We start from the raw sequence: 23,679 nt of genomic DNA, 5'->3' as shown, positions 1-23,679 counted from the left end.
CTTGCGTCGTGGGTGGTGCCGGATGTCGGAGGTGGTGCCGGAGTCGTGGGGGAGGTGGTGGTCGTCGGTCGTGCGCGGATGCCCGGGGGCGCTCAGAAGCGACCGCCGCCTCCACGGCGTCCGCCTCCGCCGCTGCTGCGCCCGCCGCCGAAGCCGCCGCCGCCGGAGCGCCGGGACGAGCCGCCGCCGCCGAAGCCGCCGCTGAACCCGCCTCCGCCGAAGCCGCCCGAGCGGTAGCCGCTGCGGCGTCCGCCTCCCAGGAGCGACTCGACCAGGATCCCGCCGAGGAACGCGCCGGTCGTGTCGCCTCCGTAGGGGCTGCCGACGGCGTTCGGGGCGGAGTAGGAGCCGGCGTCGGCCCGCGCCCGCTCGAGCGCCTGCTGGGCGAGCTGCGAAGCGCGCTGGGCGGAGGCGAGAGCCTCGCGGGGGTCGGTGGCGGCGATGCGCTCGGCGTACTCGGCCGAGCGGGCGGCCTCGGCGACGCGGGTGCGCGCCTCCGAGCCGACCGCGCCGCGGCGGGCCGCGATGAAGTCCTCGGCGGCCGAGACGCGGCTGCGGGCGGAGGTGAGCTCGGCGCCGAGGGCGGCCCGCTCGCGCTCGCGCTGGGCCTGCGCGTCGCGGAACCCGCCGACGGCGGCGTCGATCGTGGCGTCGGCGGCGGTGAGCGCCTCGAGCAGGGCGAGCGGGTCGTTCGGCCGCACGGAGGCGGCGCGCTCGACGTCGTCGAGGGCGGCCTCGGTCGAGGCGACCGCCGCGGCGACGTTCTGCGCCTGGGCCGCGGACTCCGCGTCCTGGGAGGCGGCGAGCGCTCGTCCCTGCGCCACGTCGGCGCGGATCTCGGCGATGCGGCCGACGAGCGACGCCTCCGCCTTCTGCAGCTCGTCACCCCTCGTCGCCACCGCGTCGACGAGTCCGGAGGCCTGCTCGGCGGCCTGCTGCCCGGCGCGCAGCAGCACGGCGGCGCGGCCGGAGTCGCCGGCCTGTATCGCCTGCTGGGCGCCGGCGAGCTGGTCGCGGGTGAAGCGGAGGCGGTCCTCGGCCTGGTCGGCGTCGTCGCCCACGTCGTCGATCGCGGTCGGCGCGTAGCGGGAGGCGAGCTCGGCGAGGCGGGCGCGGGCCGAGGGGAGGCGGTCGCCGACCTCGGCGGCGCGAGCCGAGAGCGCGGCGGCGACCTGCGGCGCGTTCTTCTCGAGGTCGCGTAGCTCCTCGAACGCACTCGCGCGCTCGTCGAGCGTCTGCTCGGCGTCGGCGCAGAGCTGGAGGATGCGCTGGTAGCCGTCGCGGCGCTCCTGATCGGTCTCCGGCTCGGCGTCGTCGAGGCGCTGCTGCAGGGTGAAGGCCTCGCCGAGCAGGCGCTTCGCGGTGACGAGCGCCTCGCGGAACGCGCCGGTCGCGTCGGCGCCGAACTGCGCCTCCGCGAAGCCGACCTCCTGCTCGCTGGTGCGGACGGCGTCGTCGGCGTGGACGAGGGCCGACCCGGCACGGGTGGCGAGCTCGTCGATCGAGGCCTCCACCGCCTCCTGGGCGCGGCGCTTCCGCGCGCGGCGGACGAGCAGCAGCACCACGAGGCCGACCACGACGAGGGCCGCGAGCACGCCGAGCGCGATCAGCAGCCCCGAGCCGAGGGACTCGCCGGCGCTGGGCGCGTCGAGGCGCTGCCCGATCCCGTCGGCGGCGGCCACCGCGGCTCCGGCCCAGTCGCCGTCGGCGAGCCTCGGCTCGATGTCGTCGGACTGGAGCGAGGAGACCTGCGCGTCGTCGAGGGCGAAGCCCTGCGCGACCGACACCTGGTACTGACGGGCGTCGACCGCGACGGCCAGGAGGACGTCGTCGGTGCCCAGTCCGTTGCGGGTCGCGGTCTCGTCCGCCCACGCGGCGCGGTCGGACGGATCCGTGAAGGAGTCGACGAAGGCGACGAACAGCTGCACGCGGTGCTGGTCGTAGAGGGCCCGCGAGGCCTGCTCGATCTCGGCGGTCTCTCCGGAGCTCAGCACCCCGACCGAGTCGAGGACGGTGGAGGAGGAGAAGGAGACGGGCGATTCGGCCGTCGCCGCGGTCGCGGGGACCAGCGCGAGGACCACGGCGATCAGGAGGGCCGCGAGCGCCGGCAGCAGCCGGAAGCTCACGGTGTGGTGGGGTCTCGCCGGCATCGCGCACACTCCTTCGTCGTCGCCTCCCGAGTGTAGACAGCCCCGGTGTCCGAGCAGGGGTCGGGAGGCGGCAGGCCGTCGACCGCGTGCCCGGGGCGCGGGGGATGGGAGAACGCCGGGAGGAGGAATGACCGTGCTCCGCTCGCGGTTGCTGCCCGGAGTGCGCCGCAGGTGCACGTGCCTCCCCCCTCAGGGCAGCCCCTGAGACAGCTCCGTAGAAAGGCGATCCCGTGGATCCGTTCTCCCCCCTCACCGCCGGCGACCTCGACCTCCCCAACCGCATCGTCCTGGCACCGATGACGCGACTGCGCTCCGACGAGCAGGGCGTGCCCGGCGCGATCGTCGCCGAGTACTACGCCCAGCGCGCGAGCATGGGCCTGCTGATCAGCGAGGGCGTCTTCCCCAGCGCCGAGTCCAAGGGCTACGCCGGGCAGCCCGGCATCGAGACCGACGCGCAGGCCGCGGGCTGGCGCGCCGTCGCCGACGCCGTGCACGCCGCGGGCGGACGCATCGTCATGCAGCTGATGAACGCGGGCCGCGTCTCGCACACCGAGATCACCGGCACCGACCGCATCGTCGCCCCGAGCGCCGTCGCCATCGACGGAGAGGTGCACACCCCCTCCGGCAAGAAGCCCTTCCCGGTGCCGCACGCGCTGACCGCCGAGGAGCTGGCGACCGTCCGCGACGAGTTCGTCGCCGCCGCCCGCCGCGCGATCGACGCCGGCTTCGACGGAGTCGAGGTGCACGGCGCCAACGGCTACCTGCTGCACGAGTTCCTCTCGCCCGTCTCCAACGTGCGCACCGACCAGTACGGCGGGACCCCGGCCGAGCGCGCCGCGTTCCCGCTCGAGGTCACCCGCGCGATCGTCGACGAGGTCGGAGCGGGCCGCGTCGGCATCCGCCTCTCGCCGGCCCACAACATCCAGGACGTCGTCGAGACCGACGGCGACGACGTGCGCGCCACCTACGAGGCCGTCGTCGACGGGCTCGCCCCGCTCGGCCTGGCCTACCTCAGCGTCCTGCACGCCGAGCCCGCCGGCGAGCTGGTCCAGGACCTCCGCTCGCGCTTCGACGGCGTCTTCATCGCCAACAGCGGCTTCGGCTCGCCGACCAGCCGCGAGGAGGCGACCGAGCTGATCAGCGAGGGCCACGCCGACGCCGTGGCCGTCGGCCGCCCGGCGATCGCCAACCCCGACCTGGTCGAGCGCTGGCAGGGCGGGCACCCCGAGAACGAGGTCGTCCAGGAGACGGTCTACGGCGGAGGAGCCGAGGGCTACACCGACTACGCGCCCCTCTCGGCGTAGTCGCGACTCACGCGGAAGGCCCGCTCCCTCGAGGGGGAGCGGGCCTTCCGCGTACCGGGGGGATCAGCTCTCGCTGCCCCGGCTCTTCAGCTCGGACTCGATGCGGGCGTCCTGCTCGGGCGAGAGCTCGTGGTCCTCGTCCTCCGGGTCGGCCGTCTCGCCGACGCGGCCCTCGCCGAGGGCGTGGATCGAGGTGATCTCGTCCTCGAGCGCGGCGTCGCGGTCGTGCTCGCTCACGAGCCGGTCTCGATCTCCCCGGCGGAGACGGCCTCGGCGTACTTGCGGAGGTCCGGGCCGGGCTCGAAGTCGATGAAGCGGTCCTTGAGGCGCGCGTTCAGCTCCGCGAACACGTCCTCCCAGGGCTCGCCCTTCTTGCTCGTCGCGAGGTCGAGCACCGCCTCGCGGAGGACCCTGTCCGAGTCCTCGAGGATCTTGTCGCGGGCTTCGTCGTTCCAGCGGATGTCCTGTGCGTCCATGCTCCGACCGTAGGCGCGGGGCCGGGGCGCCCCAAGGACTTGCGGGCGGGGGGCGGGAGGCGTAGGAGCCCCCGCCGCTCCGCGCTCAGGAGAGCGCCGGTAGCACCTCGCGCTCGAACAGCTCGATGCCGGACCGGTCGTAGGCGGCGTCCGGGAAGTAGAGGATGCCGTAGTCCATCCCGCGCGACTGCATGCCGGCGAGGCGGTCGACGATCTGCGCGGGAGTGCCGACCGCGAGCGCGTCGGGGCTGCGGTACTCGGCGACGAAGGACGCCGCTCCCTCCGCGCCGAGGTACGGGACCACGCGCTCCTCGAGACGCTGCAGCGCCGCCTCGACCTCCGCCTCCGTCTCGCCGATCACGACGTTGTAGTTCGAGCTCCGGGTGATCGCCGAGAAGTCGGTGCCCAGGCGCTCGCAGTGCCCGCGGAGGACCGAGCTCTTGTGGTCGAACGCCTCCGGGGTCCCGGCGAAGTTCGTGTACTGCGCGTACTGGGCCGCGATCCGCAGCGTGACCTTCTCGCCGCCGCCGGCGACCCACAGCGGGATGCCGCCCTCCTGCAGGGGCAGCGGCCGGTTCTGCGCGCCGTCCACCTGGTAGTAGCGGCCGTCGAGGGTCGCGGACCCGGTCGTCCAGGCCTGCTGCAGGATCTGCACTCCCTCGTCGAGCCGGCCCAGCCGCTCGGCGATCGGCGGGAAGCCGTAGCCGTACGCGCGCCACTCGTGCTCGTACCAGCCGCCGCCGATGCCCATCTCGACCCGCCCGCCCGAGACGATGTCGACGGTCGTCGCGACCTTGGCGAGGTAGGCGGGGTTCCGGTAGCCCATGCAGGTGCACATCTGGCCCAGCCGCACGCGCGACGTGGTGGCGCCGAACGCGCTCATCAGCGACCACGCCTCGTGCGTCGCCTCCTCCGTCACCTGCGGGACGGTGTGGAAGTGGTCGTAGACCCAGATCGACTCCCAGGCGCCGTCGTCGGCGTGCCGGGCGAGGTCGCTCATGGTGCGCCACTGGTCGGCGGCCGGGACGCCGACGAGGTCGTGGCGCCAGCCCTGGGGGATGAAGAGTCCGAATCGCATGCCGCCGACCCTAGGGCGGCCCGGCCACCGAGGTCGAGGGGGTCGCGGTGCTCGCGTACGCTTCCGACCGATGCTGACCTTCACAGAGGATCTCGGACTCCCCGTCCTCGCGCTGATGATCCTCGCCGCCTTCGCGGCCGGCTGGATCGACGCGGTCGTGGGCGGCGGCGGACTCCTCCAGCTCCCCGCCCTGCTCCTCGTGCCGGGGATCTCGCCCGTGCAGGCGCTCGCCACGAACAAGCTGGCCTCGATCTTCGGCACGACCACCAGCGCGATCACCTACTACCGGCGCGCGAAGCCCGATCTGCGCACCGCACTGCCGATGGCGGCAGTCGCCCTCGCGGGCAGCTACGGAGGCGCGACGCTCGCCGGCCTCCTCCCGGCCGCGGTGTTCAAGCCGATCATCGTCGTCGCGCTGATCGTGGTCGCCGTCGTGACGATCGCCCGCCCGGCACTGGGCAGCGTCACGGTGCTCAAGCACGCGGGCCGGCGCCACCTCGTCACCGCGGCCGTGCTGGGACTCCTGATCGGCTTCTACGACGGCCTGATCGGACCGGGCACCGGCACCTTCCTGATCATCGCCCTGATCACCGCGCTGGGCTACGACTTCCTGCTCGCCAGCGCCAAGGCGAAGATCGTCAACGTCGCGACCAACCTCGGCGCCCTGCTCTACTTCGTGCCGGGCGGGCACGTGATCTGGCTGCTGGGCCTCCTGATGGGCGCCGCCAACGTGGCGGGCGCGTACCTCGGCTCGCGGATGGCCGTCGCTCGTGGCAGCCGCTTCATCCGGGTCGCGTTCCTCGTCGTGGTCGGCGCCCTCATCCTCAAGGTCGGCTCCGACGTCTGGACCGAGAACCTGGCGCCGCTGCTGCGCTAGCGCGGGCTGCGGGACCGAGCCGCGGAACGAGGACGGGACCCCCGCCGCAGCAGAAGGTCCCGTCCTCGTTCCGATCGCTCGGCGCTCCGCTCCGCCGACCTCAGCCGAAGGGGATCGAGCCGACCAGTACGCCGACGGCGAGCATGACCAGCGAGACGACGACCGCTCGCCACAGCACCTTGCGGTGGTGGTCGCCGAGGTTCACCGCGGCGAGGGAGACGAGCAGGAGGATCGCCGGGACCAGCGGGCTCTGGAGGTGCACCGGCTGCCCGGTGATGGAGGCGCGCGCCATCTCGACCGGCGAGATGCCGTAGTTCGCCGCGCTCTCGGAGAGCACGGGGAGGATGCCGTAGTAGAACGCGTCGTTCGACATGAAGAAGGTCATCGGGATGCTGAGCACGCCGGTGATCACGGCGAGGAACGGGCCGAGCGCCGGCGGGATCACCGCGACGACCCACTCCGCCATGGCGTCGACCATGCCGGTGCCGTTGAGGACGCCGATCAGCACGCCGGCCGCCAGCACCATCGACACGACGCCCACGATGCTCGGCGCGTGCTTGACGATCTCGGCCGCCTGGTCCTTCATCTTCGGGAAGTTGATCAGGAGGGCGACCGCGGAGCCGACCATGAACACGTAGGGCAGCGGCAGGATGTCGGCGACCAGCAGCGTCATCACCGCGAGGGTCAGGACCAGGTTCACCCAGATCAGCTTCGGGCGCAGCGTCTCGCGCTCGGGGTCGAGCATCGTGTCGGCCATCGCGGTGTCGGCGTCGTCGGCCTGCACGCGGGCGGCGACCGCCACCTGGGCTCCGCGCAGGGCCTGAGGGCCGCGGAGGAAGGAGAAGCGCTCCCGGGCGACGGTGCGGATGCCCCCGGTCAGGGCCGCGAGGCCGCCGGTGCGGGCGCCGCCCGAGCGGGAGGAGGAGCCGCGGCCGGCGCCGACGAGCTCCTGCTCGAGCATCGGCTCGGCCAGCGCGAGCGAGCCGAGGCGGCGGCGCTCGCCGAGCCCGAGGAACCAGGCGAAGACGAGCGTGACGGCCAGGCCCACCGCGAGCGAGGGGAGCATCGGCACGAAGATCTCGCTCGGCGAGACCTGGAGGGCCGCGGCGGCGCGCACCGTCGGTCCGCCCCAGGGGACGATGTTGAGCGTGCCGTTGGCCAGGCCCGCGACGCAGGTCAGCACGACCGGGTTCATCCCCAGGCGCAGGTAGATCGGGAGCATCGCGGCGGTGGTGACGATGAAGGTGGTCGAGCCGTCGCCGTCGAGCGAGACCGCACCCGCGAGCAGCGCCGTGCCGAGCACGACCTTCGCCGGGTCGTCGCCGAGCGCGCGGACGATGAAGCGGATCAGCGGGTCGAAGAGCCCGACGTCGATCATGATCCCGAAGTACATGATCGCGAACATCAGCAGCGCGGCCGTGGGCGCGAGGCTGCCGATCGCCTCGAGGACCATGTCGCCGATGCCGAGGCCGGCGCCCGCGAAGAGGCCGAAGATCGTCGGCACGACGATCAGGGCGACCATCGGCGTCAGCCGCTTGGTCATGATCAGGGCCATGAAGGCCAGGATCATGGTGAAACCGAGTACTACCAACACAGCTGACTCCTTCGTCCAGTGCCTCCGCCCGCGCTCGGCGGGAGAGCCGGCCGGGAGATGGTGGAAACCCTAGGCAGCTCCGCGTCCGGCGCCGGGGTATCGCTCATTACGGCGACATCTGCGCATAGTGTGGCTTCTGCGCATTCTGCGCACGACGACGGCGAGGAGGCCCCGATGCGCTTCGCGACCCACGTCCTGGTCCTGCAGCTCGCCACGGTGTCGGCCGCCGTGCTGGTCTGCGCGGGGCTCGTCACCGCGCTCAGCGTCCAGCAGCTGCGCGGCGAGGCGGAGGGCACGGCGCTCGCCATCGCCCGCACCGTCGCCGAGGATCCCGACGTGCGCGACGCGGTCGCCGCGTCCTCCGCCGTGCCCGGCGCGCCCGCCGCCTCGGAGCTGCGCGGCGGACCGCTCGAGGACGTCGCCGCCGCCGTCGAGCAGCGCACCGGCGCGCTCTTCGTCGTGATCACCGACGATCAGGGCATCCGCCTCGCCCACCCCGACGAGGACCGCCTCGGCGAGCGGGTCTCGACCAGCCCCGACGAGGCGCTCGCCGGGCGCGAGAGCGTCTCGTGGGGCACCGGCACGCTCGGCGAGTCGGCACGGGCGAAGGTCCCGGTCTTCGCCGAGGGGGAGCAGCGGGTCGTCGGCGAGGTCAGCATCGGCTTCGCGCGCTCCAGCGTCTTCACCGACCTGCCGACCGCGCTGCTCGGCGTCCTCGCCGCGGCGCTCGCCGGCCTGGTGCTCGCCGCCGTCGCCTCCGTCTTCATCCGCCGCCGCCTACTGCGCCTGACGCTCGGCCTCGCCCCGGAGGAGCTCACCTCGCTCGTGCAGGACCAGGCCGCCGTGCTCGACGGGGTCGACGAGGGCGTGCTCGCGCTCGACCGCGACGGGCGCGTCGGCGTCTGCAATGCGCGGGCCGCCGCGATCCTCGGCTCCGACGACCCGACCGGGCGGGCGCTGCACGGGCGGCCGCTCGCGGAGCTCGACCTGCCCGTTCCGCTGGCCGACGCGATCGGCGCCGCGCTGCACTCCGTCGAGCCGCCCCGCCCCGGAGGCGAGGAGGGCTTCGTCGTCCGCTCCCGCATCGTCTACGTCGACATCCGCCGGGTGACCCGCGGCGACCGCGACCTGGGCGTGGTGGTGGTGCTGCGCGACCGCACCGACCTCGCCGCGCTGAGCCGGCGCCTCGACGCGGTCGGCGCGATGACCAACGCGCTCCGGGTGCAGCGGCACGAGTTCGCCAACCGCCTGCACGTGGTCGCGGGCCTGCTGGATGCGGGGCGGACCGCGTCGGCGCGCGACTACCTCGACGAGGTGCTGACCCGCGGCCCGCTCAAGTACCCGGTGCAGCACGCCGACCGGCTGCAGGAGCCGTACCTCCAGGCGCTCGTCGGGGCGAAGGGGATCGAGGCGGCCGAGCGCGGTGTGCTGCTGACGCTCGGCGAGGAGACGCTGGTACGCGGCACCGTCGTCGAGCCGGAGGACGTCGCCACGGTGGTCGGGAACCTGGTGGACAACGCGGTGCGCGCGGCGGTCGAGGGGCGGCGCGACGTGCGCTTCGTCGAGGTCGAGCTGCTCGACGACGGCGACGCTCTCTTCGTGACGGTCGCCGACTCGGGCGACGGAGTGCTCGATCCGGACTCGCTGTTCGACCGGGCCGGCGCGGGCGACCCCGTCGAGGACGACGGTCGCGTGCACGGCCGCGGCTTCGGCCTGCCGCTCTGCCGCGAGGTGGCCGCCCGGCGCGGCGGCGAGGTCTGGCTGGCGGACGCCGGCGGAGCGGAGTCGGGGGCCGTGCTGTGCGCGCGCCTCCCCGGAGCGGTGCTGCCGCCGGAGCAGGACGGGGACAGGTCATGAGCGCGGACACGGCGCGGGAGCGCACGGTGCTGGTGGTGGACGACGACTTCCGGGTCGCGCAGCTGCACGCGGACCTGGTCGAGGCGCGGCAGGGGCTGACGGCCCTTCCTCCGGTGCACACGGCGCGCGCGGCGCGGGCGGCCGTCGCCGAGCACGCGCCCGATCTCCTGCTGCTCGACGTGCACCTGCCGGACCAGAGCGGGATCGCGCTGCTCCGCGAGCTCGACACCGACGCGTTCGTCGTCAGCGCCGCCTCCGACGGGGCGACGGTGCGGCGCGCGCTGCACGCGGGAGCGCTCGGGTACCTCATCAAGCCGTTCGAGGCGCGCCTGCTCGGCGAGCGCCTCGACGCGTACGTGCGGTTCCGGAACGTGCTGCGGGAGGACCGCGCGGCCGATCAGGAGGCGGTGGAGCGGGCGCTGCGCATCCTGCACTCGGGCGACGCGACCGCCGCGCAGCCCTCGCGCTCGGCGACCGAGCAGCTCGTCCTGGCGCGCCTGGCCGAGTCGGGCGCCGAGCTGTCGGCCCTCGAGGTGGCCGAGCGCGCCGGCATCTCGCGCGCCACCGCCCAGCGCTACCTCTCGGGTCTCGCGGGCCGCGGCCTCGTCGAGATGACCCTCAGCTACGGCACCACCGGCCGCCCGGAGCACCGCTACCGCGCCCGCTGACCCTCCGCGAGCGGAGTCCGCGCTCGAGCCGGCGGGACGTTCTCGGCGGTCGGGACCCGCTCTCGGGGACCTGAGCGCCTAGGGGAGCTGACTGCGGAGCACCGGCGTGCGGTGCTCGGTCGAGCCGAACGGGGGATCCGCGTGTCAGCGGATCCTCCTAGGCGGTCGGGACCCGCTCTCGGGAACCCGACCGCCCGTGGGAGCCGACTGCGGTGCGCCGCCCTGCGGCGCACGAGACGGCCCGTCGAACGAGCGATCCGCGTGTCAGCGGATCGTCCTAGGCGGTCGGGACCCGCTCTCGGGAAATCGACCGCCTAGGAGAGCCGCCCGCGGTGCGCCGCCCCGCGGCGCACGAGACGACTCAGTGCGTCGCGTCGACGTCCGCGCCCGCGGCCTCGGCCACGCGGCGGCGCTCGGCGGCCTCGGCGGCCATGCGACGGCCCTTGGGGCTGACGAGGGAGGCGATCACCGTGATCACGAGGACGCCGATGATGACCGAGAGCGACAGTCCGGTGCCGATCTCGAAGACCTCCACGTGCTCGCCGTTGTTGATGAACGGCAGGTTGTTCTCGTGGAGCGCGTGCAGGATCAGCTTCACGCCGATGAAGGCGAGGATCGCGGCGAGGCCGATGCTGAGGTAGACGAGGCGGTCGAGCAGACCGTCGATGAGGAAGTACAGCTGGCGCAGGCCCAGAAGCGAGAACGCGGTCGCCGTGAAGACGAGGTACACGTCGCTGGTGAGGCCGAAGATCGCCGGCACGCTGTCGAGGGCGAACAGGATGTCCGTTCCGCCGATCGCCGCCATGACGAGGATCATCGGCGTGAGGACCTTCTTGCCGTCGATGTGCGTGTAGAACTTGTCGCCGTCGTACTGGTCGCTCGTCTTGAAGATCCGCTTGGCCAGGCGCACCATCACGTTGTCGCTGGAGTGGTCGTCGCCCGGCTTGACCAGGTTGAACGCGGTCAGCAGGAGGATCAGGCCGAAGATGTAGAAGACCCAGGCGAACGAGTTGATCAGTGCGGCGCCGAGGAAGATGAAGCCGGTGCGGGCGATCAGCGCGAAGACGATGCCGAAGAGGAGCACCTTCTGCTGGTCGGCGCGGGGCACCTTGAAGCTCGCCATGATGATGAGGAAGACGAACAGGTTGTCGACCGAGAGGGCCTTCTCGGTGATGTACCCCGCGAAGTACTCCGATCCGGGCGTCGCTCCGCCGAAGACGAGGACGCCGAGCCCGAAGAGCACGGCGATGCCGACGTAGAGCGCCGACCAGATCGACGACTCCTTCAGCGTGGGCTCGTGGGCCTTCCGGACGTGGAAGAAGAAGTCGAAGAGCAGGAGCAGGACGATGAAGACGATCGTCAGGGTCCAGATCAGGGGCGATACGGTCATGAAGGGGCTGGCCTCGCTCGTGAAGGGGGGTCGGGGGACGGTCGCGGGGGTCGCTCGTCAAGGGAAAAGGTAGCGAGGCACCGTGACGAGCAGGGTGCCCGCCGATGGATCGTGAGTATCTTCTCAGTTCTCCGCGCGTCCCTCGCGCCCAGCGGCCGGAGCGCCACACTGGTCACCATGACCGGCGCCGCTGTCGACAGGACCTTCCAGGACGCCTCCGGCGTCGTCATCCACTACCGCTGGTGGCCGCACCCCTCGCCCCGCGCGATCGTGCAGCTGGCCCACGGGGTCGGCGAGCACTCGGGGCGCTACGTCGAGCTGGCGGAGGCGCTGGTCGCCGCCGGGTACGCGGTCGCGGCGGACGACCACCGCGGGCACGGCCGGACCGGCCTCGAGCAGCACGGCGGCGACTCCTCCCGGCTCGGACTGCTGGGGCCGGGCGGCCTGCGCGCGACCGAGGCGGCGATCCTCCGGCTGACGGAGCTGCTCGCGGAGGAGAGCCCGGGAGTGCCGATCGTGCTGCTCGGCCACTCCTGGGGGTCGCTCATGGCGCAGCGGATCGTCGACCACCACTCCGCCGCCTATGCCGCGCTCGTGCTGAGCGGCACGGCCTACCGCCTCCCCGGGCACATGAACGCGGGCGACCTGGCGAAGCGGCACCGCGTCGCCGGCGGCCTCGGCCTCGAGTGGCTCTCCCGCGACCCGGAGGTCTGGCAGCGGTTCCACGACGACCCCCTCACCTTCACCACGCCGCTCGCGAAGCGGATCGGGCTGGTCGAGACCCTGCGGCTGGTCGGCCGCCCGAAGCGCGGGCCCGAGCATCCGCTGCCCCTGCTGCTGGTCGTGGGCGCCGACGACACCCTCGGCGGCGAGCGGTCGGTGCGCGCGCTCGCCCAGGCCTACCGGCGGCGGGCCGGGTACACGGACGTCTCGGTGCGGGTGTACCCGGAGGCGCGGCACGAGCTGTTCCAGGAGCTCAACCGGGCCGAGGTCACGGCCGATCTCGTGGAGTGGCTGGGCGAGCGCTTCCCCGCCCCGGCTCGCGCCTAGGCTGGCGTCATGCATGGCGAGTACAAGGTCCCCGGCGGAAAGCTCGTGGTCGTCGACCTCGACGTGGTCGACGGGAGGTTCGCCGGGTTCCGCCTGGCGGGCGACTTCTTCCTCGAGCCCGACACGGCCCTCGACGACATCGATCGCGCGGTCGTGGGCCTGCCGGCCGAGACGGACGCGAAGTCCATCGCCGCCGCCATCCGGCAGGCGCTCCCGGCCGACGCGGTCCTGCTCGGCTTCACGCCCGAGGCCGTCGCGGTCGCGATCCGCCGCTCGCTGCAGAAGGCGACCAGCTGGCGCGACTACGACTGGCGCATCGTGCACGACCGGGCCGTCCCTCCCGCGACCCACCTGGCGCTCGACGAGGTGCTGACCGCCGCGGTCGGCGAGGGCCGCCGGGAGCCGACGCTGCGGATCTGGGAGTGGGACCAGCCCGCCGTCGTCATCGGCAGCTTCCAGTCGCTCCGCAACGAGGTCGACCTCGACAACGCGGCGAAGTACGGCGTCGACGTGGTCCGCCGCATCTCGGGCGGCGGCGCGATGTTCATGGAGGCGGGCAGCGTCGTCACGTACTCGCTCTACGTCCCCGGCGACCTCGTCCAGGGGCTGACCTTCGCCGACTCCTACGCCTTCCTCGACGAGTGGGCCGTCAGCGCGCTGCAGTCGCTCGGGATCGACGCGGTCTACCAGCCGCTCAACGACATCACGTCGCCCTCGGGCAAGATCGGCGGCGCCGCGCAGAAGCGCCTGGGCTCCGGCGCCGTCCTCCATCACGTGACCATGAGCTACGACATCGACGCCGAGAAGATGGTGCAGGTGCTGCGGATCGGCCGCGAGAAGCTCTCGGACAAGGGCATCGCCTCCGCCGTGAAGCGCGTCGACCCGCTGCGCAGCCAGACCGGGCTCAGCCGCGCCGAGATCATCGAGCGCATGAAGGCGACCTTCGTGCAGCTGCACGGCGGCGAGGCGGGGACGCTGGCCGAGGAGGAGTACGCGGCGGCGGAGGAGCTGGTGCGGACGAAGTACTCGACTCCGGAGTGGCTGCGGCGCGTCCCCTGACCGGCGGGTCCGGGGCGGCGGTCGCCGGCGCGTGGACCCGGAGCGGAACGCGGCGGACCGGTCCGGTGGGCGCCCCTCAGCTCGCGAGGAGCTCCTGGTAGTCCGGGTGCTCGGCGATGAACTCGGCGACGAACGGGCAGGCCGGGACGATGCGCCCGCCGAAGCGCTCGTGCGCGTCGTCGAGGGCCGCCTCGACGAGGGTCTCACCGAGGCCCTCGTGGCGGTGCTCGGGCGCGATCTCGGTGTGGAGGAAGACCACGTCGCGGCCGCGGACGGCGTAGTCCGCGACTCCGACGGTCTCGCCGTCGAGCCAGAGCGTGTAGCGGGACGAGTCCTCGTCGTGGCGCACCTCGGAGATCATCGCGCCACTCTACGCCGGAGCCTCCCGGCACCCGTCGAGCGCGGGCGCGAGGCGCGGAGCGTGTCGCCGGGCTCGCGCGCACTGGCACAATTGCCGGGTGCCCAGGACGATCCAGATCGCGGACGGCGTCCCGGAGTCGCGGAGCGCGGTGTTCCACGCCGACAACCTCGAGGTCCTGCCGCAGTTGGCCGACGGGGCCTTCACCGTCGTCTACCTCGACCCGCCGTTCAACACGGGCCGGGCGCAGGTGCGCACCTCGACCACCTCGGTGCGCTCCACCACCGGCACGATCGCCGGCTTCAAGGGGCGCAGCTACGAGCGGATCCGCGGCGACCTGCTCCGCTACGACGACCGCTTCGACGACTACTGGTCGTTCCTCGAGCCGCGTCTGGCCGAGGCGTGGCGGCTCCTCGCCGACGACGGCACCCTCTACCTCCACCTCGACTACCGCGAGGCGCACTACGCGAAGGTGCTGCTCGACGCGCTCTTCGGCCGCGAGTGCTTCCTCAACGAGATCATCTGGGCCTACGACTACGGAGCGAAGGCCACACGCCGCTGGCCGACCAAGCACGACACGATCCTCGTCTACGTGAAGAACCCGCGCGGCTACCACTTCGACTCCGCCGCCGTGGACCGCGAGCCGTACATGGCCCCGGGCCTGGTGACCCCCGAGAAGGCCGAGCGCGGCAAGCGGCCGACCGACGTGTGGTGGCACACGATCGTCTCGCCGACCGGCCGCGAGAAGACCGGGTACCCGACGCAGAAGCCGGAGGGGATCCTCCGCCGCATCGTGCAGGCGTCCAGCCGCGAGGGCGACGCCGTCCTCGACTTCTTCGCCGGCTCCGGCACGACCGGTGCCGTCGCGCATGCTCTCGGCCGCCGCTTCGTCCTCGTCGACGAGCACGCCGACGCGGTCGCCGTCATGCGCCGCCGCTTCGCCGCCCTCGACCCGGCGCCGCTCTTCCTCTGACGCGGGCCCTCTCGACTCCTCAGACGTGTCGAGGTCGGTCGCTCCCACTGTCCAGAAGGTGTCGCACTCGACATCGATCGCTCCGACTGTCCAGGAGTTGTCGCACTCGACGCCGACTGCGACAACTCCTGGACAGTCGTGGTGGGAGGCGCGCCTCCCCAGGTGCGGGATCAGGGGTTCGTCCACAGAATGCGGATCGCGGGAGTCGGACGAGGATCACGGACCGCCAGAATCGCGGCATGTCCAGCACCGACCTCGGAGCCTTCACCCGGCGAGCGGCACTCCGCGCAGGGGTGACGGACGCCCGACTGCGCACTCCCGCCCTGGCCAGCCCCTTCCACGGAGTGCGCACCCGGGTGGCGCCCGTGACGCACCTGGAACGAGCCGCCGCCTACCTGCCGCGGCTGCGGCCCTGGCAGCTCTTCTCCCACCTGACCGCGGCCGAAGCCTGGGGAGTGCCGCTCCCGGCGCGACCTGGCGAGGACGATCCGATCCACGTGGCGGCGACGACGCCGCACCGGCCCCCCAGGACCCGGGGTGTGATCGGCCACACCCTCACGGAGACGGACAGGGTCGAGCGGCACGGCCTGCCGGTGACGGGAGCGGTGTCGACGTGGATCGCGCTCGCCCCACTGCTGTCCGCCCGCGATCTCCTCGCGGCGACGGACCACCTCCTGTTCGAGCCGCGCTACCCGCGCCGGGACGATCCGCGTCCCCATGTCCGGCTTCACGAGCTGCAGGACCGCCTGGCCTCCCATCGGGGCCGGGGCCGACGCGGCCTGGCTGAGGCTCTGCGGCTGGCATCGACCGGAGCCGCCTCGCGGAGGGAGACCTGGCTCCGCGCTCTCGTCGAGGAGGCGGGACTGCCCGCGCCCGACGTGAACGCCGAGATCAGGATCGGCGGCCGACTGCTCGCGGTCGGCGATCTGGTCTTCGAACGGTGGAAGGTGGTGGCGGAGTACGACGGCGGCCAGCACCGGACGGACGACGCGCAGTTCTCACGCGATCGTGAACGGCTCCTGGCCCTGCACCTCGCGGGCTGGATCGTCGTGGTCGTCCGCGCGGAGGGTCTGACCCGGGGCAGGGCGCGCACGATCGCCGAGCTCCGTGCCGCTCTCGTGGCCCACGGCTGGCGACCGTGACGCACCCCGTCGACGGATCGACCCGCTCGTCCATCCCCGCCCCGCCGCCCGCGTCCGCCTCACCGTCCGGATCCGTTCGCCCGTCCGCATCCGATCGAGCACGCGGAGTTCTCCGACTGTCCAGGAGTCGTCGCACTCGGCGTCGACTGCGACGACTACTGCGTACTCGCGGGCCGGCGTCAGCTGCTGGCGCGGATGACCAGCGACGTCGGCATCAGCGTGCGGTGCTCCACGGGGAGCCCCTCGATGCGGGCGGTCAGCAGCTCCACCATGCGGGCGCCGAGCTCGTCGGGGAGCTGGCGCACCGTGGTCAGCGCGGGGACGGCGTTCCGCGCGAAGAGATCGTCGTCGAAGCCCACGACGGACACGTCCTCGGGGATCCGGCGGCCGGCCTCGCGGAGGGCGGCGTAGGCGCCGACCGCCATCTGGTCGTTCGCGGCGAAGACGCCGTCCAGGTCGGGGTCGCGGGCGAGGAGGCGGCGCATCGCCTCGGTGCCGCTGGCCGGCGAGAAGTCTCCCCACTCGACGAGGTCGTCGGCAAGGCCGGCGTCGGTGAGTGCGCCGCGCCAGCCGATCAGGCGGTCGACGCCCGGCGGCATGTCGGCGGGGCCCGCGATGGTGGCGATCCGGCGCCGGCCGCGCTCGATCAGGTGCGCGGTGGCGACGGCCGCCCCCTCCGTGTTGTCCACGTCGACGAAGTAGGAGCCGCGCTCGTCCGGCGAGAGCGGCCGGCCGCCGAAGACGATCGGCAGCGTGCCCGAGAGCGCCGCGTAGGAGTGGTCGCCGGAGTGGTGCGAGACCACGAGCGCGCCGTCGACATTGCCGCCGAGCAGGTACCGCCGCGTCTTCTCGCCGTCCGTCTCGGACGCGATCAGCATCGAGAGCGTGTAGTCCGTGTCGGCCAGGCGCATCGCGGCGCCCTGCACGATCGAGGCGAAGAACGGGTCCGCGAAGACGCGCGCGGTCGACTCCGGCACGATCAGCGCGATCGACTGCGTGCGCCGCGAGGCGAGCATCCGCGCCGCGTGATTGGGCACGTAGTCGAGCTCGCCGATCGCCTTCTCCACGGCGGCCACGATCTCGGCCGCCACCTGCGGGGCGCCGTTGACCACCCGCGAGACCGTCGCGCGCGAGACTCCGGCCCGCGCCGCGACCATCTCGAGGGTGGGGGAGCGGCCCCCGCCGCGGACGCCCGTCGGCTCGCTCACGGGTCAGTCCAGGATCGCCGCGGCGCTGCCGCCGAGCAGTCGGGAGTAGACCAGGCCCGAGTCCTTCACGATCCGCTCCTGCGTGTCGTAGTCGACGCGCACGATGCCGAAGCGCTTCTCGTAGCCCCAGGCCCACTCGTAGTTGTCGAGGAGGGACCAGACGAAGTAGCCGCGGACGTCGGCGCCCTGGTCGATCGCGTCGGCGACCTTCTCGACGTGGTCGAGCACGTACTGCGTGCGGTCCGCGTCGTGCACGCGGCCGTCCTCGACGACGTCGTCGTAGGCGGCGCCGTTCTCGGTCACGTAGAGCGGAGGGAGGTTCTCGTACTCCAGGCCCAGGCGGGTCAGCAGGTAGCGCAGCCCGTCGGGGTTCACCTCCCAGTCCATCGCGGTGCGCGGCAGACCGCGCGACGGGAAGGTGATGAACTCGGAGCCGACCCAGGGGGAGCCGACCTCGCGGTCGGTCGCCTGGGCGAAGTCGTCGGCTCCGGCCGGCAGCGGATGCGCCGAGACGTTGTCGTCGTGGTAGTGGTTCACGCCGAGGAAGTCGAGCGGGAGCGAGATGAGGTCGAGGTCGCCGTCGACGATCAGCTCGTCGAGCCCGAGCCCTTCGACGTCCTCGAGCAGGTCCTCGGGGTACTCGCCGCGCAGCAGCGGGTCGAGGAAGATCCGGTTCTGGAGCGCGTCGAAGCGGCGTGCGGCGTCGAGGTCGGCCTCGTCCTCGGGGTCGTCGGGGACGGCGTTCGAGAGGTTGAGCGTGATGCCCAGGTTCTGCGCTCCGAGCTGCCGGAGCGTCGAGACGGCCAGCCCGTGGGCTAGGTGCGTGTGGTGCACGGCGGCGAGGGCCTTCTGCTGCGAGATCACGCCGGGGGCGTGCACGCCCGCGCCGTAGGAGAGCAGGGTCGAGCAGAACGGCTCGTTGAACGTCGTCCAGTGCTGCACCCGGTCGCCGAGGCTCTCGTAGACGGCCTCGGCGTAGTCCCGGAAGCGCTCGGCGGTGTCGCGGTTCGCCCAGCCGCCGGTCTCCTCGACGGCCTGCGGGAGGTCCCAGTGGTAGAGGGTGAGCCACGGCAGCACGCCGGCGCCGAGCAGCTCGTCGACCAGGCGGGAGTAGAAGTCGAGGCCCTCGGGGTTCACCGCGCGGTCGCCCGGCTTGACGCGCGCCCAGCTGACCGAGAAGCGGTAGGAGCCGAGCCCCAGCTCCTTCATCAGCCGCACGTCCGCGGGCATCCGGTGGTAGTGGTCCACCGCGACCTCGGGGGTGTCGCCCTTCGCGACCGCTCCGGGGACGCGGGAGAACGCGTCCCAGATGCTGTCCTCCTTGCCGCCCTCGTGGCCGGCGCCCTCGATCTGGGCGGCGGCGGTCGCGGATCCCCAGAGGAAGCCGGCGGGCCAGTCGCGGACGGCGAGCCGGTCGACGCGGGCGATCTGCTCCGAGAGGCTCGGGGTCGCGGGGGAGGGGGTGGGGGCGGCGCTCATTGCGGACTCCTTCGGCAGCGGTCCGACCATCCTAGAGCCCCGGTGGAGCGCTCTCTCGCCCCGGAACGCGGGACACCGCACCCCGGACGACCGCGAGGCGCCGCCTCCCCGGCCGGACACCGCGGTGAGGGCGGTGTCCGGGCGGCGGAGGCGGCGCCTCGGAGGAGAGGAGCGGAGCGCAGGACGCGGGCCGGTCGGCGCTTCCCGATCAGGCCCGGTGGGCGCCGTGCCCGTCGCGGGGAGGAGCGGTGCGGATCGAGTCCGTCCGGACGTCCGGCTCGATGCTGCCCGCGGCCAGGTCGGCCCCGGCGCGCGCGGCCAGCTGCGGGTCCGTGTCGCGCAGCTCCTCCGCGCTGTCCTCGGCCGCGAGGTCGTGCGCCTCCTGCATGGCCGACTTCGCCCGCAGCGGCGGGGTCCTGAGGAACCACGAGAGGACGAAGGCCAGCAGGACCACGCCCAGCGCGACCTGGAACACGGTCACGGTCGCGTCGTTGAACCCGGTCAGGAACGGGGCCGACAGGGCGCGGTCCGCGGTGTTCAGGAACGACGTGTCCCCGTCGAGCGCGGAGCCGATCGCGGCGGTGTCCTGCGACTGCAGCAGCTTCAGGATCCCGGCGTTGGCCGGGTCCGCGGCGACGGCCGGATCGGTGACGGCCCGCTGCAGATCCGCCGCGAGCGCCGGGTTCTTGAAGGCCGCGGCGATGGTGTCGGGGATCCGGCTGAACAGCACCGAGAAGATCACGGCGGTGCCCAGGGTGCCGCCGATCTGGCGGAAGAACGTGGAGGCGCTGGTCGCGACTCCCATGTTCGCCACGTCGACCGAGTTCTGCGAGGCCAGGGTGAGGGTCTGCATCATCTGCCCGAGCCCGAGGCCCAGCATCAGCATCCCGCCCATCATGAAGATCACCGGCTTGTCGATCGTCACGAAGGTGAAGTAGAAGAACGCGGCCGACATCAGGAACGTGCCGACGATCGGGAAGGCGCGGTAGCGGCCCGTGCGCGAGATGATCTGACCCGAGACGATCGAGGCGATCATCAGGCCGAGGATCATCGGCAGCATCAGGAAGCCGGACTCGGTCGGCGTGGCGCCGTTCACCAGCTGCAGGTACAGCGGGATCGCCATCATGCCGCCGAACATGCCGAAGCCGACGAGGACGCCCAGCACGGTCGCCATCGAGAAGGTCGGCGAGCGGAAGAGCTTGAGGGGGATGAGCGCGTCGTCGCCCATCATCCGCTCGGCCGCGATGAAGCCGATGACGCCCAGCGCGCCGACGATGTAGCAGACCCACGCGATCGGCGAGCCCCAGCCCCACTCGCGGCCCTGCTCGGCGATCAGCAGCAGCGGTCCCGCGGCGATGACGACGAGGGAGGCGCCCCACCAGTCGATCCGCACCGAGCGCTTGCCGGCGGGCTTGGGCAGGTGGAGGAACCGCACGACGATGAAGAGCGCGACGGCGCCGATCGGGAGGTTGATCAGGAAGACCCAGCGCCAGCCGGTGATGAAGAGGATCTCGGGGGTGCCGGCGAGCAGGCCGCCGATGAGCGGTCCGACGACGCTGGAGATCCCGAAGACGGCCAGGAAGTAGCCCTGGTACTTGGCGCGCTCGCGCGGGGGCAGGATGTCGCCCATCACCGTGAGCGCGAGCGACATGAGCCCGCCGGCGCCGAGGCCCTGCACGGCGCGGAAGCCCGCGAGGCCGAGCATCGAGGTCGAGAAGCCGGCGAGCGTCGAGCCGATCAGGAACAGCACGATCGCGATCAGGTAGAGCGGGCGGCGTCCGAAGATGTCGGAGAGCTTGCCGTAGATCGGCGTCGCGATCGTCGAGACGATCAGGTAGGCGGTGGTCACCCACGCCTGCTGCGAGAGGCCGTCGAGGTCGTCCGCGATGGTGCGCATCGAGGTGCCGACGATGGTCTGGTCGAGCGAGGAGAGGAACATCCCCGCCATCAGGCCGAAGATGACGAACAGGATCTGCCGGTGCGACATCACGGCGCCGGACGGCGTCGAGGTCGGAGCGGATGGAGCGGAGGCGGAGTCGGCCACGGTGGTCCCCTTGTCTGGCGGACGCGTCCAGGCACGGCGATCCGCCGCAAACGTTGCGTGCTGCGCAAAGTTACACCGCGTGCGGAGAGCGCGACAGAGCGTCCGGCGAGCCTGAACGGGATCTCAGGGCCGCCGTGCCGGGGCCGTGCATCAGGCCGGAGCGGGGACCGCCTCGTCCGCCCAGCCGGCCTCGCGGAGCGCTGCGCGGGCCTCGGCTCGGGCCGAGTACGGCGTGCGCACGCCGAGGATGTCGCGGTAGTTCTGGTGCCCGGGGCCGGCCCAGAGGATGGCGTCGCCCTCGTGCGCCAGGGACACGGCGACGCGGATGGCGCGCTTGGGGTCGTCGACCTCGTGGATCTCGGCGTCCGGACGTGCGGCGCGGGCGGCCTCGACGAGGGTGCGCCGGATCGAGGCCGGGTCCTCGAAGCGCGGGTGGTGGTCGGTCACGACCAGCACGTCGCTGCCCAGGACGGCGGCTTCGGCCATGGCCGGGCGCTTGAGCGCGTCCCGGTCGCCGTCGGCGCCGAACACCATGACCACGCGGCCGGGAGTGACCTCGCGGACGGCCTCCAGGGTGCGGGCGAAGGCGTCGGCGCTGTGTCCGAAGTCGACGTACACCGTGGGGCCGCGGTCGCCGGAGACGCGCTCGGTGCGGCCGGGGAGGGAGGCGTCCACTCCGCCGTCGCGGTGCAGCGCGGCGCGGATCTCGCCGATCGGCCGACCGGACTCGATCAGCATCACGATCGCCAGTCCGGCGTTGGCGGCCATGTGGGTGCCGATGATCGGGACGGAGGTCGTGATGGCACGGCCCTCGCGGTTGCCGATCCGGAAGCGGGTGCGGCCGAACTCCTGCTCGAGCACCGTCATGGTCCAGTCGGCGTCGACGCCCGGGAGGGAGGTGATCGTGGTGACCGGCACGCCGGCGACCTCGACGAGGCGCGCGCCCGCGGGGGAGTCGAGCGAGACGACGGCCCGGCGCGCGCGATCGGGCTGGAACAGCTGGGCCTTCTCGCCGAAGTAGGTGTCCATGTCGCCGTAGTCGTCGAGGTGGTCGTGGCTGAGGTTCGTGAAGCCGGCGACGTCGAAGACCACGCCGTCGACGCGGTGGCGGGTGAGCGCCTGGGCGCTGACCTCGATCGCGGCCGCGCCGACGCCCTCCTCCTCCATGCGGGCGACGAGCGCGTGCAGCTCCGTCGCCTCCGGGGTGGTCAGGCCGCTGGTCACCGAGGTGTCGCCGATGTGGCGCTCCGCGGTCGAGCTGAGGCCGGGCACAACGCCGAGCTGGCGGAGGATCCCCTCGAGCATGTGGACGGTCGACGTCTTGCCGTTGGTGCCGGTCACGCCGAGCAGCACGGGGGAGCGCTCGGCCGTCCCGTAGACGGCGGCGGCGACGGCGCCCAGGCGGGAGCGGGGGTCGTCGACCACGAGGACGGGCAGACCCGTCGCGCGCGCGGCATCGGCGCCCGCGGTGTCGGTCAGCACGGCGGAGGCGCCGCGGGCCACGGCCTGCTCGACGAACTCGGCCCCGTGGCGGTTGACCCCGGGCAGGGCGACGAAGAGGTCGCCGGGCTCGACGTCGGAGGCGATCAGCGTCACTCCGCTGATCTCGGCCGTCAGGCCGCCCTCGTCGCCGATCTCGAGCGTCCGAGCGAGGGCGGCGAGAGGGACGGAGGGTGCGGTGAGGGGTCGGAGCATGGGGTCCTTCCATCGACGGCTCCGTGGGGGGCCGTGCGGCCGAGGGGGCGGTCGCACGCGGAGTCGTGGCTGTCACTCAAGCTAGGGGGTCTGCTTATGTGAATCCTTAGAGGATATGCGCGACCCGCGTGGAGGGGCACGGGTGGACAGAACCGATCGCCGGTGCTTCAGCAGATGTGCAGGAACGGGTCTGTCTAGGCTCGGAGGATGACGTCGAACGAGAACGAGCCGACCGATGGGCGCCCCGTCCGCCGCCGAGCCCTGGTCATCGGGGGTGTGGCCGCCGCGGCGGGCCTGACCGCGCTGGGGGTCGGAGCCGCCATCGGGAACGGAGCGCCGGCGCCCTCGCCGACCCCCTCGACGGCGCCGCCCGCTCCGTCGCCCTCCGCGGCCGCGACCACCTCGACGCCCACGGCGGTGCCGACCGCCACTCCGACTCCCACACCCACTCCCACCGCCCCCGGGATCGACCTCACCGCGCAGTCCGTCGACGACCCGGCGAGCACCTGGGTCGTCGTCAACAAGCTGCGGACGCTCGCGCCGGTCGACTACGTCCCCGCCGACCTGACCTTCCCCGACGTGCCCTACGTCAACCGGCAGCCGATGCGCCAGGCGACCGCGGACGCCCTCGTCCCGCTCTTCGCCGCCGCCCGCTCCGAGGCCGGCCTCTCGCTGGCGGTGCAGAGCGCCTACCGCTCCTACGACACCCAGGTCAGCGTCTACGCGGGCTGGGTGTCCTCGCGTGGGCAGGCGGGAGCGGATGCGACGAGTGCGCGCCCGGGGCACAGTGAGCACCAGACCGGCTGGGCGGTCGACGTGGTGGGAGCGTCGGGCGCGTGCGCGCTCGAGATCTGCTGGGGCGACACTCCGGAGGGGCAGTGGGTCGGCGCCAACGCCCACCGCTTCGGCTTTCTCGTGCGCTACAAGCCCGACACCACTCCGATCACGGGGTACGAGTCGGAGCCGTACCACCTGCGGTACGTCGGGACCCAGCTCTCCGGGTACCTGCACGACTCCGGCATCGAGACGCTCGAGCGCGTCTTCGGCCTTCCGGATGCGCCCGATTACGCGCCGGGGACGACTTCCTAGGCGGTCTAGCGATCACAGACGGACACGATCGGGCGTGACACGCGCCGCTCGTTACCGTACTGTTATTCGGAGCGCTTTCGGAGGCCCGTCTGACGGGTCTCCCACCCCCGCCTGTTGACATAGCCGCTTCCCCTGCTCCCGAGCCCGGTCCCCCGCCGAGCCGCCGACCCGTGAGACCTCTCTGTGCC

Annotated in this window: 20 protein-coding genes; 9 read left to right on the top strand and 11 right to left on the bottom strand. The window is 72.8% G+C overall.

Features of this window, described 5'->3' with window-relative positions; all coding sequences use genetic code 11:
* Positions 1 to 92: 92 nt before the first annotated feature.
* Positions 93 to 2,150, bottom strand: coding sequence for a TPM domain-containing protein (locus C5D36_RS14275; protein ID WP_104296075.1), 2,058 nt, complete (start codon positions 2,148 to 2,150; stop codon positions 93 to 95).
* A 230-nt stretch (positions 2,151 to 2,380) separates the two neighbouring features.
* On the opposite strand from C5D36_RS14275, the gene C5D36_RS14270 reads away from it, so the two are divergent.
* On the top strand, positions 2,381 to 3,454 hold the full coding sequence (locus C5D36_RS14270) for an alkene reductase (protein WP_104296074.1): 1,074 nt from the start codon (positions 2,381 to 2,383) through the stop codon (positions 3,452 to 3,454).
* Between the two features lie 63 nt (positions 3,455 to 3,517).
* On the opposite strand, the gene C5D36_RS16940 is transcribed toward C5D36_RS14270, so the two are convergent.
* The 3 genes from C5D36_RS16940 to C5D36_RS14260 all read right to left on the bottom strand — a co-directional run bounded on the left by C5D36_RS16940 (position 3,518) and on the right by C5D36_RS14260 (position 5,008).
* Complete coding sequence (locus C5D36_RS16940) at positions 3,518 to 3,691, bottom strand: hypothetical protein (protein WP_181068063.1); 174 nt, start codon at positions 3,689 to 3,691, stop codon at positions 3,518 to 3,520.
* The gene (locus tag C5D36_RS14265) at positions 3,688 to 3,930 is read right to left on the bottom strand and encodes a hypothetical protein (protein WP_068251275.1); all 243 of its coding nucleotides are present in this window, start codon (positions 3,928 to 3,930) and stop codon (positions 3,688 to 3,690) included. The genes C5D36_RS16940 and C5D36_RS14265 overlap by 4 nt, the downstream gene beginning before the upstream one ends.
* 85 nt (positions 3,931 to 4,015) lie before the next feature.
* Entirely contained in the window at positions 4,016 to 5,008 is a 993-nt protein-coding gene (locus tag C5D36_RS14260; RefSeq protein WP_104246861.1) for an LLM class F420-dependent oxidoreductase, read from the bottom strand.
* A gap of 70 nt (positions 5,009 to 5,078) precedes the next feature.
* Between C5D36_RS14260 and C5D36_RS14255 the strand changes: the two genes are divergently transcribed.
* Positions 5,079 to 5,885: a TSUP family transporter gene (locus C5D36_RS14255; protein WP_104223862.1), complete on the top strand. Its 807-nt coding sequence runs from the start codon at positions 5,079 to 5,081 to the stop codon at positions 5,883 to 5,885.
* 100 nt (positions 5,886 to 5,985) lie between these two features.
* On the opposite strand, the gene C5D36_RS14250 is transcribed toward C5D36_RS14255, so the two are convergent.
* Positions 5,986 to 7,455 carry a CitMHS family transporter gene (locus C5D36_RS14250; protein WP_104233156.1) on the bottom strand — a complete coding sequence of 490 codons (1,470 nt, stop codon included), beginning with the start codon at positions 7,453 to 7,455 and terminating at the stop codon, positions 5,986 to 5,988.
* A gap of 198 nt (positions 7,456 to 7,653) precedes the next feature.
* Here C5D36_RS14250 and C5D36_RS14245 point away from each other — a divergent pair, with 198 nt between their 5' ends.
* Entirely contained in the window at positions 7,654 to 9,336 is a 1,683-nt protein-coding gene (locus C5D36_RS14245) for a sensor histidine kinase (protein ID WP_104296073.1), read from the top strand.
* The gene (locus C5D36_RS14240) at positions 9,333 to 10,004 is read left to right on the top strand and encodes a response regulator (RefSeq protein WP_104223865.1); all 672 of its coding nucleotides are present in this window, start codon (positions 9,333 to 9,335) and stop codon (positions 10,002 to 10,004) included. The genes C5D36_RS14245 and C5D36_RS14240 overlap by 4 nt, the downstream gene beginning before the upstream one ends.
* A 361-nt stretch (positions 10,005 to 10,365) precedes the next feature.
* Here the strand turns inward: C5D36_RS14240 and C5D36_RS14235 are convergent, their stop codons facing one another.
* Positions 10,366 to 11,394 (bottom strand): TerC family protein, encoded by a 1,029-nt coding sequence (locus C5D36_RS14235; RefSeq protein WP_104223866.1) that lies wholly within the window; start codon positions 11,392 to 11,394, stop codon positions 10,366 to 10,368.
* A 177-nt stretch (positions 11,395 to 11,571) separates the two neighbouring features.
* Here C5D36_RS14235 and C5D36_RS14230 point away from each other — a divergent pair, with 177 nt between their 5' ends.
* Positions 11,572 to 12,444 carry an alpha/beta fold hydrolase gene (locus C5D36_RS14230; RefSeq protein ID WP_104296072.1) on the top strand — a complete coding sequence of 291 codons (873 nt, stop codon included), beginning with the start codon at positions 11,572 to 11,574 and terminating at the stop codon, positions 12,442 to 12,444.
* A gap of 9 nt (positions 12,445 to 12,453) precedes the next feature.
* Entirely contained in the window at positions 12,454 to 13,503 is a 1,050-nt protein-coding gene (locus C5D36_RS14225) for a biotin/lipoate A/B protein ligase family protein (RefSeq protein ID WP_104296071.1), read from the top strand.
* Positions 13,504 to 13,579: 76 nt separating this feature from the next.
* Here the strand turns inward: C5D36_RS14225 and C5D36_RS14220 are convergent, their stop codons facing one another.
* Positions 13,580 to 13,864, bottom strand: a complete 285-nt coding sequence (locus tag C5D36_RS14220; protein ID WP_104233160.1) for a GNAT family N-acetyltransferase — start codon at positions 13,862 to 13,864, stop codon at positions 13,580 to 13,582.
* A gap of 97 nt (positions 13,865 to 13,961) precedes the next feature.
* On the opposite strand from C5D36_RS14220, the gene C5D36_RS14215 reads away from it, so the two are divergent.
* Together C5D36_RS14215 and C5D36_RS14210 are read left to right on the top strand one after the other, a co-directional pair.
* Complete coding sequence (locus C5D36_RS14215; RefSeq protein ID WP_104296070.1) at positions 13,962 to 14,834, top strand: site-specific DNA-methyltransferase; 873 nt, start codon at positions 13,962 to 13,964, stop codon at positions 14,832 to 14,834.
* 239 nt (positions 14,835 to 15,073) lie between these two features.
* Positions 15,074 to 15,976 (top strand): hypothetical protein, encoded by a 903-nt coding sequence (locus tag C5D36_RS14210; RefSeq protein ID WP_104233161.1) that lies wholly within the window; start codon positions 15,074 to 15,076, stop codon positions 15,974 to 15,976.
* 179 nt (positions 15,977 to 16,155) lie between these two features.
* On the opposite strand, the gene C5D36_RS14205 is transcribed toward C5D36_RS14210, so the two are convergent.
* The 4 genes from C5D36_RS14205 to C5D36_RS14190 all read right to left on the bottom strand — a co-directional run bounded on the left by C5D36_RS14205 (position 16,156) and on the right by C5D36_RS14190 (position 22,402).
* Positions 16,156 to 17,133, bottom strand: a complete 978-nt coding sequence (locus tag C5D36_RS14205; RefSeq protein ID WP_104233173.1) for a LacI family DNA-binding transcriptional regulator — start codon at positions 17,131 to 17,133, stop codon at positions 16,156 to 16,158.
* A 54-nt stretch (positions 17,134 to 17,187) separates the two neighbouring features.
* Positions 17,188 to 18,663, bottom strand: coding sequence for a GH1 family beta-glucosidase (locus C5D36_RS14200; protein WP_104258112.1), 1,476 nt, complete (start codon positions 18,661 to 18,663; stop codon positions 17,188 to 17,190).
* 208 nt (positions 18,664 to 18,871) lie between these two features.
* Positions 18,872 to 20,650 (bottom strand): MDR family MFS transporter, encoded by a 1,779-nt coding sequence (locus C5D36_RS14195; protein ID WP_104292508.1) that lies wholly within the window; start codon positions 20,648 to 20,650, stop codon positions 18,872 to 18,874.
* Between the two features lie 207 nt (positions 20,651 to 20,857).
* Positions 20,858 to 22,402, bottom strand: a complete 1,545-nt coding sequence (locus tag C5D36_RS14190) for a Mur ligase family protein (RefSeq protein WP_104296069.1) — start codon at positions 22,400 to 22,402, stop codon at positions 20,858 to 20,860.
* Positions 22,403 to 22,609: 207 nt separating this feature from the next.
* Between C5D36_RS14190 and C5D36_RS14185 the strand changes: the two genes are divergently transcribed.
* A complete protein-coding gene (locus C5D36_RS14185) occupies positions 22,610 to 23,491 on the top strand; it encodes a D-alanyl-D-alanine carboxypeptidase family protein (protein WP_104296068.1) in 882 nt (293 codons plus the stop codon).
* Positions 23,492 to 23,679: the final 188 nt, after the last annotated feature.

Source organism: Rathayibacter sp. AY1C6 (genome assembly GCF_002931535.1).
Taxonomy (GTDB): Bacteria; Actinomycetota; Actinomycetes; order Actinomycetales; family Microbacteriaceae; genus Rathayibacter.
Note: the sequence above shows the minus strand (reverse complement) of the source record. Positions and strands in the feature narration are given on the sequence as shown.

Excerpts from the sequence above, each read along its gene's own strand:
- C5D36_RS14275 (WP_104296075.1), bottom strand. The coding sequence starts at position 2,150 with ATGCCGGCGAGACCCCACCACACCGTGAGCTTCCGGCTGCTGCCGGCG.
- C5D36_RS14265 (WP_068251275.1), bottom strand. The coding sequence starts at position 3,930 with ATGGACGCACAGGACATCCGCTGGAACGACGAAGCCCGCGACAAGATC.
- C5D36_RS14260 (WP_104246861.1), bottom strand. The coding sequence starts at position 5,008 with ATGCGATTCGGACTCTTCATCCCCCAGGGCTGGCGCCACGACCTCGTC.
- C5D36_RS14255 (WP_104223862.1), top strand. The coding sequence starts at position 5,079 with ATGCTGACCTTCACAGAGGATCTCGGACTCCCCGTCCTCGCGCTGATG.
- C5D36_RS14250 (WP_104233156.1), bottom strand. The coding sequence starts at position 7,455 with ATGATCCTGGCCTTCATGGCCCTGATCATGACCAAGCGGCTGACGCCG.
- C5D36_RS14245 (WP_104296073.1), top strand. The coding sequence starts at position 7,654 with ATGCGCTTCGCGACCCACGTCCTGGTCCTGCAGCTCGCCACGGTGTCG.
- C5D36_RS14240 (WP_104223865.1), top strand. The coding sequence starts at position 9,333 with ATGAGCGCGGACACGGCGCGGGAGCGCACGGTGCTGGTGGTGGACGAC.
- C5D36_RS14235 (WP_104223866.1), bottom strand. The coding sequence starts at position 11,394 with ATGACCGTATCGCCCCTGATCTGGACCCTGACGATCGTCTTCATCGTC.
- C5D36_RS14230 (WP_104296072.1), top strand. The coding sequence starts at position 11,572 with ATGACCGGCGCCGCTGTCGACAGGACCTTCCAGGACGCCTCCGGCGTC.
- C5D36_RS14225 (WP_104296071.1), top strand. The coding sequence starts at position 12,454 with ATGCATGGCGAGTACAAGGTCCCCGGCGGAAAGCTCGTGGTCGTCGAC.
- C5D36_RS14220 (WP_104233160.1), bottom strand. The coding sequence starts at position 13,864 with ATGATCTCCGAGGTGCGCCACGACGAGGACTCGTCCCGCTACACGCTC.
- C5D36_RS14210 (WP_104233161.1), top strand. The coding sequence starts at position 15,074 with ATGTCCAGCACCGACCTCGGAGCCTTCACCCGGCGAGCGGCACTCCGC.
- C5D36_RS14205 (WP_104233173.1), bottom strand. The coding sequence starts at position 17,133 with ATGGTCGCGGCGCGGGCCGGAGTCTCGCGCGCGACGGTCTCGCGGGTG.
- C5D36_RS14200 (WP_104258112.1), bottom strand. The coding sequence starts at position 18,663 with ATGAGCGCCGCCCCCACCCCCTCCCCCGCGACCCCGAGCCTCTCGGAG.
- C5D36_RS14195 (WP_104292508.1), bottom strand. The coding sequence starts at position 20,650 with ATGTCGCACCGGCAGATCCTGTTCGTCATCTTCGGCCTGATGGCGGGG.
- C5D36_RS14190 (WP_104296069.1), bottom strand. The coding sequence starts at position 22,402 with ATGCTCCGACCCCTCACCGCACCCTCCGTCCCTCTCGCCGCCCTCGCT.
- C5D36_RS14185 (WP_104296068.1), top strand. The coding sequence starts at position 22,610 with ATGACGTCGAACGAGAACGAGCCGACCGATGGGCGCCCCGTCCGCCGC.